The organism is Planctopirus sp. SH287 (assembly GCF_056500625.1).
On the sequence record NZ_CM151403.1, the window covers coordinates 2,082,802 to 2,097,603 of the forward strand.

20 protein-coding genes and 1 tRNA gene are annotated in these 14,802 nt (G+C 52.4%); 16 read left to right on the forward strand and 5 right to left on the reverse strand.

What is annotated here, in order from left to right:
* Positions 1-43: 43 nt before the first annotated feature.
* The 14 genes from SH287x_RS07895 to SH287x_RS07960 all read left to right on the forward strand — a co-directional run bounded on the left by SH287x_RS07895 (position 44) and on the right by SH287x_RS07960 (position 6,406).
* The gene (locus tag SH287x_RS07895) at positions 44-316 is read left to right on the forward strand and encodes a hypothetical protein (protein ID WP_479518113.1); all 273 of its coding nucleotides are present in this window, start codon (positions 44-46) and stop codon (positions 314-316) included.
* 82 nt (positions 317-398) lie between these two features.
* Positions 399-749, forward strand: a complete 351-nt coding sequence (locus SH287x_RS07900; protein ID WP_479518115.1) for a hypothetical protein — start codon at positions 399-401, stop codon at positions 747-749.
* A 20-nt stretch (positions 750-769) separates the two neighbouring features.
* A tRNA-OTHER gene (locus tag SH287x_RS07905) sits at positions 770-856 on the forward strand.
* Between the two features lie 29 nt (positions 857-885).
* On the forward strand, positions 886-1,101 hold the full coding sequence (locus SH287x_RS07910) for a hypothetical protein (protein WP_479514528.1): 216 nt from the start codon (positions 886-888) through the stop codon (positions 1,099-1,101).
* Between the two features lie 14 nt (positions 1,102-1,115).
* Positions 1,116-1,406 carry a hypothetical protein gene (locus SH287x_RS07915; protein ID WP_479518117.1) on the forward strand — a complete coding sequence of 97 codons (291 nt, stop codon included), beginning with the start codon at positions 1,116-1,118 and terminating at the stop codon, positions 1,404-1,406.
* Positions 1,407-1,443: 37 nt separating this feature from the next.
* Positions 1,444-1,671 (forward strand): hypothetical protein, encoded by a 228-nt coding sequence (locus SH287x_RS07920; RefSeq protein ID WP_479518119.1) that lies wholly within the window; start codon positions 1,444-1,446, stop codon positions 1,669-1,671.
* 194 nt (positions 1,672-1,865) lie between these two features.
* Positions 1,866-2,075 carry a carbon storage regulator gene (locus SH287x_RS07925; protein ID WP_479514534.1) on the forward strand — a complete coding sequence of 70 codons (210 nt, stop codon included), beginning with the start codon at positions 1,866-1,868 and terminating at the stop codon, positions 2,073-2,075.
* 91 nt (positions 2,076-2,166) lie between these two features.
* Positions 2,167-4,005, forward strand: a complete 1,839-nt coding sequence (locus SH287x_RS07930; protein WP_479518120.1) for a hypothetical protein — start codon at positions 2,167-2,169, stop codon at positions 4,003-4,005.
* A gap of 9 nt (positions 4,006-4,014) precedes the next feature.
* Entirely contained in the window at positions 4,015-4,308 is a 294-nt protein-coding gene (locus tag SH287x_RS07935) for a hypothetical protein (protein ID WP_479518122.1), read from the forward strand.
* Complete coding sequence (locus SH287x_RS07940; RefSeq protein ID WP_479518124.1) at positions 4,305-5,024, forward strand: hypothetical protein; 720 nt, start codon at positions 4,305-4,307, stop codon at positions 5,022-5,024. The genes SH287x_RS07935 and SH287x_RS07940 overlap by 4 nt, the downstream gene beginning before the upstream one ends.
* Positions 5,021-5,572: a hypothetical protein gene (locus tag SH287x_RS07945; RefSeq protein ID WP_479518125.1), complete on the forward strand. Its 552-nt coding sequence runs from the start codon at positions 5,021-5,023 to the stop codon at positions 5,570-5,572. Before SH287x_RS07940 ends, SH287x_RS07945 begins: the two co-directional genes overlap by 4 nt.
* Positions 5,569-5,961, forward strand: coding sequence for a hypothetical protein (locus tag SH287x_RS07950; RefSeq protein WP_479518126.1), 393 nt, complete (start codon positions 5,569-5,571; stop codon positions 5,959-5,961). Before SH287x_RS07945 ends, SH287x_RS07950 begins: the two co-directional genes overlap by 4 nt.
* 14 nt (positions 5,962-5,975) lie before the next feature.
* Positions 5,976-6,146, forward strand: a complete 171-nt coding sequence (locus SH287x_RS07955; RefSeq protein WP_479518127.1) for a hypothetical protein — start codon at positions 5,976-5,978, stop codon at positions 6,144-6,146.
* Complete coding sequence (locus SH287x_RS07960) at positions 6,143-6,406, forward strand: DUF6011 domain-containing protein (RefSeq protein ID WP_479518129.1); 264 nt, start codon at positions 6,143-6,145, stop codon at positions 6,404-6,406. The genes SH287x_RS07955 and SH287x_RS07960 overlap by 4 nt, the downstream gene beginning before the upstream one ends.
* 160 nt (positions 6,407-6,566) lie before the next feature.
* Here SH287x_RS07960 and SH287x_RS07965 read toward each other — a convergent pair whose 3' ends face one another.
* The 5 genes from SH287x_RS07965 to SH287x_RS07985 all read right to left on the reverse strand — a co-directional run bounded on the left by SH287x_RS07965 (position 6,567) and on the right by SH287x_RS07985 (position 12,185).
* Positions 6,567-7,553, reverse strand: coding sequence for a hypothetical protein (locus SH287x_RS07965; protein WP_479518131.1), 987 nt, complete (start codon positions 7,551-7,553; stop codon positions 6,567-6,569).
* A 10-nt stretch (positions 7,554-7,563) separates the two neighbouring features.
* A complete protein-coding gene (locus tag SH287x_RS07970) occupies positions 7,564-9,378 on the reverse strand; it encodes an ORC-CDC6 family AAA ATPase (protein WP_479518133.1) in 1,815 nt (604 codons plus the stop codon).
* Positions 9,379-9,386: 8 nt separating this feature from the next.
* Entirely contained in the window at positions 9,387-10,565 is a 1,179-nt protein-coding gene (locus SH287x_RS07975) for an HD domain-containing protein (protein ID WP_479518134.1), read from the reverse strand.
* The gene (locus SH287x_RS07980) at positions 10,558-11,631 is read right to left on the reverse strand and encodes a DNA cytosine methyltransferase (RefSeq protein ID WP_479518136.1); all 1,074 of its coding nucleotides are present in this window, start codon (positions 11,629-11,631) and stop codon (positions 10,558-10,560) included. Before SH287x_RS07980 ends, SH287x_RS07975 begins: the two co-directional genes overlap by 8 nt.
* Before the next feature lie 350 nt (positions 11,632-11,981).
* Entirely contained in the window at positions 11,982-12,185 is a 204-nt protein-coding gene (locus SH287x_RS07985; protein WP_479518137.1) for a hypothetical protein, read from the reverse strand.
* Between the two features lie 257 nt (positions 12,186-12,442).
* Between SH287x_RS07985 and SH287x_RS07990 the strand changes: the two genes are divergently transcribed.
* On the forward strand, positions 12,443-14,593 hold the full coding sequence (locus SH287x_RS07990) for a terminase gpA endonuclease subunit (RefSeq protein ID WP_479518139.1): 2,151 nt from the start codon (positions 12,443-12,445) through the stop codon (positions 14,591-14,593).
* Positions 14,593-14,766, forward strand: a complete 174-nt coding sequence (locus tag SH287x_RS07995) for an NrdR family transcriptional regulator (protein ID WP_479518140.1) — start codon at positions 14,593-14,595, stop codon at positions 14,764-14,766. Before SH287x_RS07990 ends, SH287x_RS07995 begins: the two co-directional genes overlap by 1 nt.
* Positions 14,767-14,802: the final 36 nt, after the last annotated feature.

Sequence of the window (14,802 nt, forward strand, 5' to 3'; positions counted from 1 at the left end):
TCCTCTTTCTGCGCACCCGGTGCGCCCATTGAAAGGTTTCGTGATGACTTCAGAATCCTCTGCCTCCCCGACCGTAGAAACAGTCAATCCTGTATTCGCTCAAAACGTCGTCAATCGAGCCATTGAAACGCTGGCCGCATTGCACGATCAGCCTCCCAAGCCCGGTGAACTCTCACGCGAAGAATCGATGGTCCTGCGGACCGCCATCGGGACTCTGGCGTGGCTGATCTCTTGTCCGTATGGGCGTGTGCCACCCCTGGATGCACTGCTGTCACAAGCGCAAGGCGCTGGCAACTCCCGCGTCCAGGAAATCTAAGCGAAAAAGCCAAGAAGCAACAAAGAGAAAAAGCCACGAAGCCAGTCCACAAAGACCACACATCCCAACGGAGTTCAGACCCATGTCAGAGACTAATGCCACCACTGCTGAGATTGACCGCGATGTGCAGCTCATCACTCTGCGGTCTGCCATGGTGCGGACAATCGCCCGTGATGATGCCCTGCGCATCCAATCGGTCTGCGAAGTGCGAAATAGTGGCCGCTCTCGCCTGGCGGCGGCCCAACTGCTCGATGGCGTGCAGCTCTGCCTCACCATCGAGCCACCCGGCGAGCCGCACACCGGCACCATGTCGATCGTGCTGACAGTCGACGAAGCCGACAACCTGGCACGCATTCTCGATCACCTGGTCAGTTCCATTCGTGCGCAAGAAGTCGCGCCGCTGGTAACCAGACCAATCGGTTTTCAAAGGTGAACGGCCGTCCGGACGGCCCAGAACCTGTGGTGAAACGGAACAAGCCGCTTTGCGGAACATCACGCCCCACTGCTGGGGAATTGCGGGTTCGATGCCCGCCAGGTTTGTTTTTCATTGACTCAATCAGGATCGACTGATGAAAGCTTCTGAACTGACCATCGAGCAACGGGCCGAGGCGCTCTATCGCATGGGAGCCAGTAGGCCGCTGCTGCTGATTCCCTTGCAGGTCGTCACCGGCTTGATCATGCACGGTGAACCTTGCGGCGATCCGGTATGCACAGCCTGCAAACTCCTCGCGACGGAGATGGTGCGCGAGCATCTGAATCTGACCCAAACCCCTTCCAACAATTGAAAGGTGATCCTGCAATGACTCAGCTCGATAATGGCATGGAACTGGCCGCCCGGCGGATCGAACAGGATCCCGAGGCGCGGGCGTACTTTGACCGCCAGATCCCCTTGAATCTCCGGGGACGTTTCTTGCTGGCTCTGATCTCACATCTGCAGCTCGCGCTCCGGCATCCGCAGAACATCGGCCCATCAGCAGAGATGATGACGGGCTTTATTTCAGACGCCCGAGAAGACATGCCACCCATCCTGCAGCAAGTGGTCGATGCCGGCTTTGCAGAGATCCCGGACTTCAACCAGGTTGGTCACTAACGACCGATCCGTATCGGAATTTTTGAGGTAGATAGATATGGTCGTTGATCTCGAAACTGAGTTTCTCGGAATGCTGGCCGCTTCGTTCGATGAGGTGGGCAGCATGCCAGCGGAGCAGCACGAAAGCTTGCGAGCGGCCTTCTATGGCGGAGCACTGGTCGCCTTGATGAATGTCCCCGCCAGTCCGCAAAAGACGGCCCTCATGCTGCAACTCAACAGCTTTATAAGACTCCACCGCAGTCAGCATGGACTCAAACCGCAATAGCACAGCCAACGCACACGGGGCGGGCATTGGCGACCCGCAGGTTAGGTCAGTGGCTTGCTAGCGATCATTGACCGACCGTCAGTTTCCAACAGGATGTGGAAGTTCTCCACAGCGGCTGACAAACCCGGTTCAAATCCGGGCGTGTGTGATCTCTCAAGCAATCTCTTTTCTCCTCTCACTCGAAGGATCGAACCATGCTGGTCTTAACCCGTAAACCCAGTGAAGTCATTCAATTGAAACTGACCGAGGATCTCCCCGCCGGAACACTCCTCTACATCACAGCCATCGATCAGCGAGCCTGCGGTATGCGGCTGGGATTCGATGCGCCGCAATCGGTCAAAATCGTCCGCGTCGAATTGATCCCCGTCGACGAACTGGCCGAGGATTCCATCGCGGCCGCCTGAATCTCTCCACGCGGCCGCAGGAGGTGGTCGCTTCTGAGGTGGTCGCCGGGGAAAGGATGCTCCCAGGTGACCCCAGCTGATTGTCAGGCCCATGGAAGGCCCCCCTTCACCCATACCAGCGACACACGCCAAGACGCACGGCACGGCGCACACTACGGCGCATGAGGTGCAGCGGCGGCTGCCTCTCGACCTCGACCCCGTCGATCAGTTGCGACTCCTCCCCATTCCCCCGGGGGAACGCGAACTGCTCCTGGCCATTTGCGCTCAGGATCCGACCACATGCACCTGGAACGCTCCGGCCAAACAACTGGCGGAGCTGCTCCACTGTCACCCCGGCACCATCACCCGGCGTTCAGCCAAGTGTGCGGCGGCTGGTTTACTCGAGGTGGAAGTGCGACCGGGTCGGCCCAGCCGCTTGACCATCACTCCCGCTGCTTTCTCCCCGGCTGCTTTTGCTGGCCAGGTGATGCCCCTGCCCAGCCGCCGCCAACGCCGGGCGACTTCACTCCCAACGGCTCCGGCTCCAGTTCCCATGATGGTGCCCACACCGTTCCCAGTGACATCCACAGCGACATCCCCCAGCGCGCTGCCTCTTCGGCGCCGAAAGCGGGATGTGGCGGGGGAACTGATGACGGTCACGCTCTATTGGGTGGGTCTGGTGGTGGAACTGGTCACCAGTTGCGCGCCGACCGCTCACCCCCAGCGCGACAAGTCCTGGCGCAAACCCCTGCCCGACCAGTTGGAGTTCACCTTTGCGCCGGAACCCAACGCGCAAACCCCCGCTGTGGCCAGTACTGTGGTTAGTGCGGAGAGCGCAAACCCCCACCCCCAGCGCGCAAACCTTCCGCGCAAACCCCGAACAATCGCCCAAAGCGCTAGCGCCGACAGCTTCGGCGCTAGCGCAAACCCAGTGACCCCCAGCGCGCAAACCCCCTCTATAGAATTTAGATATTTAGATAGAAAGAAGAATTCTTCTATCTCTCTATTAGAGAAGAGTTCTTCAGAGAAGAAGCCGCGCATCGAATGGGGAGTGGCCTCCATCACCGCTTCGGCGCTGAAGACCAGTCCCGCCCTGATCCGGCAGTTGCAGCAGGCCGCAGCGAAGCAGGGGTTTGACGTGCCGCTCACTCAGTTTGCGGCGCTGTGCTGCTATGTGGGACGCAAATGCGTGAACCCCCAGGATCCCAAAAAAAACAGCCCGGGGGGAATGCTGTACTACCTGCTGACCAACGAAAAAGATCGCCTGGGCAACGTCTGCCTGGATCGACCGGAACCGATCGACCGGAACCGATTGACCGGAAGCAGGCCAAGGCCATCTTCGAGCATGAGACGGCCATGCAGGCCAGCGAAGCCAGAACGCCCTCCAGGCCGCGATCGCCACCAACAGGCCCAAACATCAGCCCGGCGCCCGAACGGCCACCAGATGCGAAGCCAGCGGCCGGGTCGGGGCCGGACAAGTTTGATTTGCTCCGCCGGGCTCAAGCGGCCCGGCGAACTTCCACGGACGATCCTTCCCGCATGGATGCAGTGCTTTCCCAATTACCAGAGGTGTGACATGGCCACCAAGGCTCCCAAAACGATCGATGGCTTTTATGAATGGCTCTGCAAAACGTGTCCGGATGGAACGGATGTCGATTTCCACATCGACCTGGGACACAAGAAGGAACGTGGGCGGACGTACTCTTCCGTCACTTACCGGATTGACCTGGTCGATTACCTGGATGATCGACCGGACGAAATTCACGACCTGCTCCGGAAATCGTTCCACTCCCTCGAAGAAGCCGCGTTGTGGGTCACGCGTCAGGCCGTGCCGCTGCTGAATGGCGCGAAGCTGGAAATTCCCCGGCCGAAGCAATCACGACTCACAAGCAAGCCGCAACGGACGCTCCGCCTGGAACACAAACCTGAACCATCCCCTTTGATTCCCTGAAAGTTGGCCATGATCAATCGCATTCAGTATGAACAATTGTTGGAGCCGTTTCTGGAATTGCGAGGCTTTCGTCGCAATCACCAGGGCAACTGGGAACTGACGATCGCCGAGGATGAGCAGAGCCGCCTGGCCGTGCTGCTCCTGGAGAACCATCACAACCCGCGCGCCTTCGATGTCGAGCTGCACACCATCACCAAGGATGACTCGTCCCGTGAGATGGTGTTTTTGTCCTACGCGAAACCGGTCAGTTCGATTCAGCAGATCGAACGGTTTCTGTCAGCACTGGAGGAGGTGTGTCAGTGAAGAACCCTGATCGCCCCGTCAACTGGCAACAGCGGTGCCGAGAACTGCACGCCACCGGCAAGAAGGATCATCAGATTGCCTCTGAACTCGGTGTCTGTCGAGCCACAGCCCGCAACATGCGCGTGGATCTGGGACTGGCGGCACATCCCCGTGCCAGGTATCCACAGGGCTGGAAGCAACGCCTCATCGAGCTGCACGCCCAAGGTTTGCAGGATCCGCAGATTGCTCAGGAGATGGGTGCTTCCCGCCGCCAGGTGCATCGCATGCGAATACGGCTGGGACTAACAGGGCATCAACAGCCCGATCCGGTCACTCGATCGAAGCTGAGCCAAACCGGTCAACGCTGGCTGACTCCCCAGCGATCTCAGGAATTCAACAATCGCCTGAGAATCCAGCGGTGGGAAGAACAGGGTGTTGCCGGCTGGCCATTGACCGCTCTCCCCGTCGGTACCCAGATCCTGCAACTCCTCTGGGAATGCGGGCCCCTGACACGCCGGCAGATCATTGACGGGTTGCAATCCCGCTTTGGCCGACAAACGGCCTCACTTCAGGGGCTAGCCCAAGGCGGGGATTTTCTCTGCCATCTGATGCAACTGGGTTATGTGTTGTCCCTCGGCCGGCTGGCCCGGGATCCCGATTCTGATCGTCGGGTCGAGGTCTATTGCCTCGCACCCCATCTTGCTCCACTTCCCCCTCAGGAAAGCCATGCCGCATGAATGAGTCATCCCCAGAAACTCCCATATCACACACCGCCGCCTGGCGAGCCAAAATGGTCGACGTGATCAAGCAATCGATCAGCGATGACGATTTGCAGGAAATGGTGAAGTCGATCGTCAAGCGAGCCAAGTCCGGCGACTTGAAGGCGATGTCGTTCGTCCTCTCTCACCTGATGACGATGGAGCCGACTCCCACAATTGTGAACCACGGTGTGATTCAGGTTGGGACACAGCGGTCGGAGTATCCAGAACGTCCGGCTCGGATGGGTTTCACAACTTCCCCCATGGAGACACAAGCAAGCAGGGTGGAAATGACGGCTCGGCCTGGTGTTTCTGTGACACTTTCCAATATCCGTGTGTTACTGGAACGAACAGGCCCGATCACTCCTGGGCAGATTGCTGCCAATCTCCAGTGCGATGAACTCAATATCAGGCAATTGCTCCATACGGCGGACGGAGAACGTGATTTTGGCTTCATTCGGGGTGGATATATCTCCATCAAGGTTCCTGTCCCTGGTTTGAAGCCACTGGAGGAGGTGTGCCAGTGAGCACGTTCGTTCTCTTTTGCTCCATGGGCTTTTCAACCGGCGGGAAGTCGAAGACGTATCCTGCCGGGACACCCTGCGTGCTGTTCAATCGCACGCTCTACGGTCGCCACTTTCCGGCCGAGCAAGTCGAGCAAGTGTTGAAGCATGTCCAGAGCCTCAACAGCGGATCTGTCGGCCCCTTGCCTCACCTGGTGGTGATTGTCGGCGGTGAATTCCTCACCACTCTCGGCCGGTCGGAAATGCGACTGGTCGACGAGGAGCTGCTGCCCGAAATCAATCCGGCTGGCTTTGGAAGCAAGACACCGCCGCGCCTCGAGCTTGATGAGCCCGTAGCTAAACCGCGTCGCCAGCTCAAGAAACCATCCCCTCAACGGAGTCTGTTTGAATGAGGAACTATGAACTAATGGCTATCCTCCAGGAATATCCCGCTGGTGCCACTGTCCGGATGCAGCCGAACTCCTCAGGCCAGGAGTGTTATGAGATCGTCGATGTCGTGGATTCGAGTGAAGAGGAATCTGGCAGTGACATCTCTATCTGGTTGAACGGAGACAAGCCAGTCGGGAAGAAGCCATGAGAGTGGCGAAAGCGAAACCCCTGGCCGGGCAGCTCTCGTTGCTGGGTGAACTGCCCATTCGCTACTGCCCGATCTGCGGCCGACGCCTGACCAGCGAAAGAAGCCACCGGGCAGGCATTGGGCCGGGTTTCCGGAAGAAGGCAAAGGAAGCCACGGAACACCCGCAGGCTGATCACCAGATGAAACGGTTATTGAAGAAGGTCCGCATGACTCAGAGAACCAGATATAAAAGAAATTCTGACACGATTAGAAAAAAATAATTTGGCAAGACAACAATCACGTTAATCAAATAGAGATCGTATTAAGAAAGAAAACAATCAGGTCATAAAACATATAAACAAGAAATGACGTACATGAAACAAAATAGAACACAACTGATTCGCATCAAAACAGACAAGACAAAAAAGACTACAGAACCAATCAAGAGTTAAGTAACTCTGATGACTTCCAAAACCAGACATCATCTCTAGCAGATGAATACTTCTCATAGTTATACACAAGTGGCTGAGCATAACATAGCTGCACTTCTTGTGACTGGCCAGCGTACTTAGCAACACCTAACGTAGACAGCTTAGTGTTCATCGCGGCGATGACAGTACTCATGCCGACAATCTTCTTACACTGTTCAGAAACTGTCATAAAAACATTGTCAGGCGAATATGGATCAAAGGAGAATGTGTCAACTTCGCTTGCAATGCTTTGAGCTTTGTGGATAGCGGATGTTGTTTGATCGTTTGTTGGCTGGTGAGGTGCTGTGAAATGCACCTTTCTATCGCCACAGCCCAATGAGACATGGCTCGGCTCTAATTCACGGATAAGACCGATAGCTCGTTCAAATTCAAATCCAGCGAGGAGAATCAAATGCACTGGCTGAGACGGTAACATCTCACCAGGATAACCAATTATCGACCTTACTTCACGGATCCCACGACTCAACCATTTATCTTTTGTGTCATCTCCGACGGAATATTCTTTTGCTCCAGTATAAATAAACGTCACGTTGCAATTGCCTCTAAAAACAATAGAAACAACACGATAAAGAATTACTGTTGTTTCATGTGTGAACGTGGACACATCAATGGCAACTGACCTAACCCCAGCGTCACGAAGTGCTATAAGATTAGAATAAACAGTGTCTGCAGTAGCAATTGGATCTGAAAGCTTAAGCGGCATTTCTACAGATGAAGAAACATTCAATTTCATCAATGTATTAAAATGCTGGTTTGTAAGGCCAGGCCGTTGATCATAGCGTCCAACAATGATTTTGAATGTTGAGCTGAGATCAAGAGCTTTTGCAACCGAGAGACTTCGCTCCTCAAAACTTGCACAGCATAAAAATGCATCAAAAGCAAATAGATGATCTTTAGCATATATCAGTTTGCAGTTAAATGGCTGGTTTGTGACCATAATACAATTCTCAATCAAACAAGAGCGGTTGCTTTTCTTGTAAAACACTCACACCATTCTTTTTAATTTTTCTTAAAAAAGCATCAGGATTCTCGATCCCGCTAAGCAGGCTTACGCTTGTCACCCATAAATAGCCAGCGAAACTAGAAGGGTCTAAAGCAAAATGAGGTGCAAGTCTCCTAGATAAAACATAGAGCCTAGTACGACCAGTACCATCTTTGTTGCCGATCGAAGATTTATGAAAATATCCATGCTGAACACCAAGCTCAAATAAATCAATTAATTCTGGTTCAGGTAAACCTGAAAGTGCAACTGAGAAAACTTTTCTCTCTGCATCTTCCGAAATTAACTTTTGCCTAAATGTCCCGCCGAGCACCCTTACGAGATTTTGCAATTGCCGAATTTTTCTCGACAAATCGGATTTAGAAACACTGACATCACTCACCTCGTTGCCATGCTGATCAATTAGTCGATCGAATTCATCAAACATTAGGCGATCTGCTTCTTGCCTAACAACCTTATTTTGAATCCCCTCCCTAATAAATGAAACCGATCCCTTACTTGAATTGGCTAATTCTTCATCATACATCTGAGCTGCAGGTTCTAAAAAGAAACGAATTAAATTTGAGGAGATATCGACAAGCTGCTGAAATCCAGAATAACTGTATGAGTGTGTCGATTTTGACGTCCCTGCAAGTCGCTTGAAATATTCTGGTCGAGAATACCTAGCCACATCATCATCTGCTCTGTACCCTCTCCCAGTCATCTGCCAGTCTTGCCTTAATTGCTTTGCAATCAATTCAATTTGCTCTTCCTGCTTGTAGTCAGGGGGGAAGAACTGCTCTGGCGTTGCACTGATCCCATTGTTTTCAAGACGCTTTGATACAATGTCGCGAACACGCTGCATATACTTACTTCCTGCAGTAGTATACACATCGTTGATACTGACATTTTGATAGTCATGGGGTGATTGAATTGGAAGACCGCCCACCGTCGAGAGTGTTTTATATCGTAATTGTGTAGAAACTTTAATGCTGACAGCGTTTGATGTACGAGTGCTTATCCATGAATTTAAAACCTGAGTTTGAGTCAAACTCAGGTAATCCGCATCATCAATTAAAAGATAACTTGGACCATTAGGCGTGAATGGGAGTCCCCTTAAAGCGTCTAGTATTGGGTAAAGAAAATCGATATAGCCACATAGGGCGCCAGAATACCCTGGTAATTCACCTTCAGGAAATGATAGTCGCTTGGCATATTGATTTATTTCTCCATACAGCTTTTCACAAACAACTTTCATAAGTGTTAATGTCTTTGCAGTTCCCCCACGCCCCGCATTGGGTAAGTCTCCCATCCAGCCCGACAGCTTAATGCGATCACAAAAAACACTATTGTAAAAGTCTCTAAGTTTTGACGCATGTTTTTCATGCTTTTCGTTAACGAGCGAGACAAGTGAAGTGAAAATTTTTGTCGCTATCAACACCGTAAGTACATGTTCGCTTAGCACATACCTTGCGCTTGTGTCATCAATCCTGCGAAATTCCGTTAAGTTTGGGCAAGTATTTTTAATGGATACAAGCACACTGAAAAAACTCAATTTATCCAAAGGTTTCTTTAGTGCTATCACCTGGCAGTCAGGCATCATATAGCGGAAAATCATACTTTTTCCGCACCCACGTGGTCCCGCAACAATTGTGTGGCCTGGATCCCGTATTTTAGGAAAGTCTGTGAAAACATCGACGAAAAGTCGTGCAACTTCTTCTGGAGGCATATCCTCTGGAGTGAATACTTTAAATGGGTTTTTGCTTGTTGAGATATTCGTCATGATTCACACTACCTTCTTCGTCGAAAGAAGTCCGATATCACTGTCCACTTCCCCCTATTATCTAGAATTTCATTTTTTGCACCGGCGTTTACGTCTTCTGTAAAAGCTTCACTCGAAGGAGTAGATAGGCGGTCTTTGAGTGACTCCCCGGTAATCTTGTGAAATTCCTTGGACACAGTCTGTAGTGATGCTGGTGTTTGGGGATAGCCTGACTGCTGGAGCGTATAATCTAAATGAAAAAGCTCTCTAGCATACTCGTTTTTCATTTCTGAATCTCCATTAGTATCGCCATCTGAATCACAAACTGTAATCTGCACGTTAATGCGTGAAATATCCACCAGTGGCAACATAAATCTTGAACAATACATGTTTTCGAGATGCATTTTCAGGCACCGAGATTTAATCTCATCGAATAAGTATGTGCTTCCAGCCCCTTTTTGAAGCTTTCGACATAGTAAAGAGCGAGCTATATCAAATCGTAACGTAATAGTGTTTTGCTCTGGAGTAATAACAACCTGTTTAAGACGATCAGCGTAGTGATGAAAAACCTCGCTCGCCTCTTGAATTGCTCCAGATTTAATCAAAAAGCGACTTGTTCGAGTATGGTCATCGGCAAGCTCATCCCCAAGCCTTAAAAGAGCCGCAAGCATTCTTGGCCTAACGCCGTTCAATTCTGTTGGGTACGGCATTTCCCCTATTGTATCTTTGTTGGTTTCTGCGGCATCAACATACCCTCCATGAGCCGTGGCTATAGCACGTACCATGCGTTTTTCGGCATCATCAGTTCCTAACAATGCGTTGCCAATTTCATTGATACAAGCTTGGATTTTCTTTTCATGCTTTTCCCTTCCAAAAACATTGCCAGTGTCGTGAAAGTGAGCTGCAAGAAGTAAAAGGTATGCCTCATAAGGCGTCAGCTTTGTTATATTGGCACCAAGCAGATCGGAAATCCTCCGCATTACACTAGTAATATGCTCAGGACCGTGATCTGTTAGAAAGATAGAGGTATCTTTATCGTTTGCCGCTGCACCCGTGTTTACATATGGATGCACATTACGATTGAGATGCTCATCAATCCCAATATATCGCTGGTGGTAATCGACACGATGATCTGGAAACGACGAGTCGTCTTTGTGTTCCTCAAGGTATTTGTACAGATTATTCTTTAGTGTTGGTGAGTTATTCATGATTTCCTCCAGCGGCTTTTACGATTGATTTAAAAACCGATCGTGCGAGAAGAGGAGGTACTGCATTTCCCACTTGTTGCTGTTGAAACCCGATTGATCCTTGAAAAATGAAGGAATCTGGGAATGATTGGATTCTTGCAGCTTCACGTACTGACAGACCGCGATTTTCAGTTGGATGTATAAGCATATTCTTTCGAAAGTTGCCAATTACAACGGAAGGTTCTGTACTTTTCAATCGATGATATATTCCGGTGTGACATCGAGTTCTGTCGGTATAATTTCCCATAAGGTCTGCTGGAATATTTTCCCAATTCCCCCCTTGTGGTACATGCTGGTATCGTTCTATCACGTACGAAGCATTTCGTGTGACCAAATTGTTAGAGCAGCCTTTTCGACGGCCTCGCAATGACTTTGCGTATTTGGATGGTTTTTTTCTCCCATACGACTTCCAACAGGACGAGTCTCCATTAGACAGTGGAGGGAGATCACGAATGGCTTCTTCGACGGTAACTGCTGCTTCTGTTGTATTTGGCTCAGGGAATGAGAATGGTAGAGAATCTCGTGTGCCGACAAGGAAAAAACGTGTCCGATCTTGTGGAACTGCATAATTTTTGGCGTTTAGCAGCGCTTCGTGTAATTGGTATTTTCCATTCAGGTGGCCTTTCAATTCAGAGACAAATTGACCACCTTCTGTATTCGTAATCCCTTGCACATTCTCAAAAACAAACCATGCTGGCTGGACGAAATTGATCACTCTTACAAATTCTAAGAAGAGCCAGTTTTCACTATTTTCCAATTTTCGGGTTTTGGAATTTGACCAAGAGAATCCTTGGCATGGAGGGCCACCAAAAACGACAACTTGGTCCCGCTTTTTTTTGAATTCATCAAGCTCCTTTGAACCAAGTTTTCGTATATCGTTGTCGTATACCTTTGTTTTTTTGTGGTTTTTTGCGTAAGTCTTTGCTGCCCAAGGGTCATTCTCGACTGCCAAGGCAACGTCTATCCCTGCCCATGTCGCCCCAAGGCTCATTCCCCCAGCACCGGAAAAGAGATCAAGTCCAATCATAATGCCCAGCAATCAGGTGACTTGAAACATGAGAAATTTTTTAGATCTTTCTTAAATCGTCCCAAGTGAATGATTGTAAATCATCTTCATTTGATTCTGAAAGTGGTTAATGCTGAGTGGTGCCCTATTTCGGTGCTGATGAACCAAATTTTCCGATTAGTTCAACTAGGAGGTGCAGACTGGCCTGAATGGTTGGTAGCGGCCTGTAATTCTGCGAGCCTGTAGGCCTGGCTGTTGATCGATACTTCGACCTGCGTTCATTGCCAATTCAATTTACTGGGTGGCAAAAACGGCCGAAGCATTGAGAAGTCTCATTGTCTGATATGCCAGATTTTGAGTGCGTGAATTATTCAAACGGCTTCCTGTACACCCTCAGCATCTTGCTGGATCTGGTGTTTCATGCCTTGCAGCAGATCGGCCACATAACCGCTCATGCCGCCGGGGTGCCTGGTTCTGATGGCGGCTTCGCGAATCAATACCCAAAAGCCAATCTGCGTGCGGACGTAGATTGGCTTTTGTTTTTGAGCCTCTTGCCCGTGCTTCTGTTGTGTCATGAATCTGCCCGCTGAGTTGTGGTCTTGACAGGCACTTGCGCAAGCGCCTTCATCTGATTCGTCGATCGACAACCCACCGAGAGCCAGCGCGCAAGGACGCGGCTGGCTCTCTCCCTGAGAGGCTATTGTCGCCAGTCAACGGATTTCGTCCATAGCTTCCAAGGTACTTCCTGGCACTTTGGACGATTTCGACTCGTGTCCGTGGGGTTGAGTGATACGACACACTTTCTTTCGCGCGAACCTCCTGGGATTTCAGCATGGATGCAACCCGGCCGAAGGGAGACGCGTACGAACGCCACAAGGAACGCTCGCGCGCCCGCCAGAAAGAAATTGGCGAAGAAACCCGCGACATCGGCGAGCTGCCCGCCGTCGCAAACCCCGCCCGCCGTGCCAGTTGCGAGAACAACCTTCAGCTCTTTCTGGAAACGTATTTCCCCAACGCCTTCAAACTCGGTTGGTCGGACGATCATCTGCAAGTGGTGGCGGCCGTCGAGTCGGCGGTACGAGACGGTGGCCAGCAGGCGATTGCCATGCCGCGTGGTTCTGGCAAAACCACGATCTGCGAACGGGCCGTTATCTGGGCCATTCTCTACGGCCACTGCCGTTTCGGGCTGCTGATTGCCGCCGGGAAGGAAAAGGCCGAGAAGTCGCTCAAGAAAATCAAAATCGAAATGGAGCGCAACCCGCTCCTCCTGGACGACTTCCCCGAAGCCGTCGTGCCAGTCCGTGCCCTCGAAGGCCTGGCAAACCGTTGCACCGGCCAGCTCTACCAGGGCCAGCGAACTTACATCGGGTACAGCAGTTCGCAACTCGTGTTCGCTTCGATTGAGGGGGCCAAGTGTTCCGGGGCGATTCTCAATGTGGGCGGTCTGGAAAGTGCCGTCCGGGGAGCCAATGAAGCCTTGCCCAACGGGGAAGTCATCCGGCCCGACCTGGTGCTGGTCGACGATCCCCAAACCAAGAAATCCGCCCGCAGCGACTTGCAATGCCAGACGCGTGAAGAACTGGTCACGAATGACCTGATGGGCTGTGTCGGCCCGGGGGAATCTCTTTCGGTCTTGATGACCGTCACCGTCATTCGCCGGGGAGACATGGCCGACCGCATGCTCAACCGCCAACTCTTTCCCGACTGGCGGGGCATTCGTTGCAAGATGCTCTACGCCATGCCCGTCCGCATGGATCTGTGGGAGCAGTACTGGCAAATCCTCGCCGACGATCTGCGGGATGATGGCGATGGCTCCGTGGCCACCGCGTTCTACGCCCAGAATCTGGAAGAGATGAACCGCGGGGCCGTGGTGGCCTGGAAAGACAACTACCAGAAAAAGAAGGGGGAACTCTCCGGCCTGCAACGGGCGATGAATCTGTTCTTCAAGAACCGGGCCATGTTCTTTGCCGAGTACCAGAACGAACCCGAAGATGAAGCCTTTGAAACGCGGGTGGTCGATGCCGACAAACTCTCGGTGAAACTCAACGGCCTGAAGCGGGGCCTCGTGCCCGCTCGCAATCACCTGCTGACCGGCTTTATCGACGTTCACGAAGATCTTCTCTATTGGTGCATCGTCGCCTGGGGGGATGGCTTCACCGGCGACGTGGTCGAATACGGCACGTTCCCGCCGCAGTCGAAAACCTACTTCCACAAACGGGACGCCCGGCCCGATATGATCACCTGGTTCGCGAAAGCACAGGGCCGGTCGGTTGATGCGGTCAGCCTGGAGGAAGCGCTCTACGCCGCCCTGGACGCCTGCAGCCGGCAGATGTTCGAGCGGGAGTGGATCCGGGAAGATGATGCCAAGCTCGCTCTCCGCCGGATCCTGATCGATTCCAGCCATGGGCCAACGTCCGCATTGACCAAAGCCTTCTGTGCTGAGTCGGCCTTCAAAGACCTGATCTGGCCATCGCATGGCGTGGGCAAAACCCAGCGGAGCATGTTCAAGCCCACAAAAACCGCCCGGGCACAAGGGGATCGGTTCGGGTTCAATTGGCGGCTCAGACGCACCAGCCGCCGATCCAGCGTGGCCCACCTTTCCTACAACGCCAACTTCTGGAAAACCTTCCTCTGGGGCCGGTTGCGAGTCGGCATGGGCGGTTCCGGTTCCCTGTCATTCTTTGGGGAATGGGCCACCCGGCGGGCTGGTGGCGAAGCCGTCCCGAAGATTCCCGATCAGCACAAGCTCTTAATCGATCACCTGCGGGGAGAATCACCCAAGAGTGAAGATCTGGGCGGGGAGAAGATCGAAGTCTGGTATCCCGTGCCAAACGCCGAGAACCATCTGCTCGACTGCCTGGTGGGAAGCTGCGTGGCCGCCAGCTATGAAGGCCTGACCATCGCCGGCCATGACGTGGGAGAAGCGCCGAAACGCCAACGGAAGAAGTACTCGCTGGGTAGCAAGAAGCGGGGGGCCGTGTGATGGGTCACCGAAAGAAGTACTGTTTGCAAGCTGGCAGAGGACTGGTCTGTCCGAGCTGCGGTTGTGCCGATCTGCAGGTCTACTACACGAGGAAAATTAACACCGCCACCCGGCGCGTGCGAACCTGCCGCAACTGCGGCCGCAAGGTCACCACCTCCGAAAGGATCGTCTGATGCCACCAGTGAAATGCTCTCTCGGCTGTTAAAGTT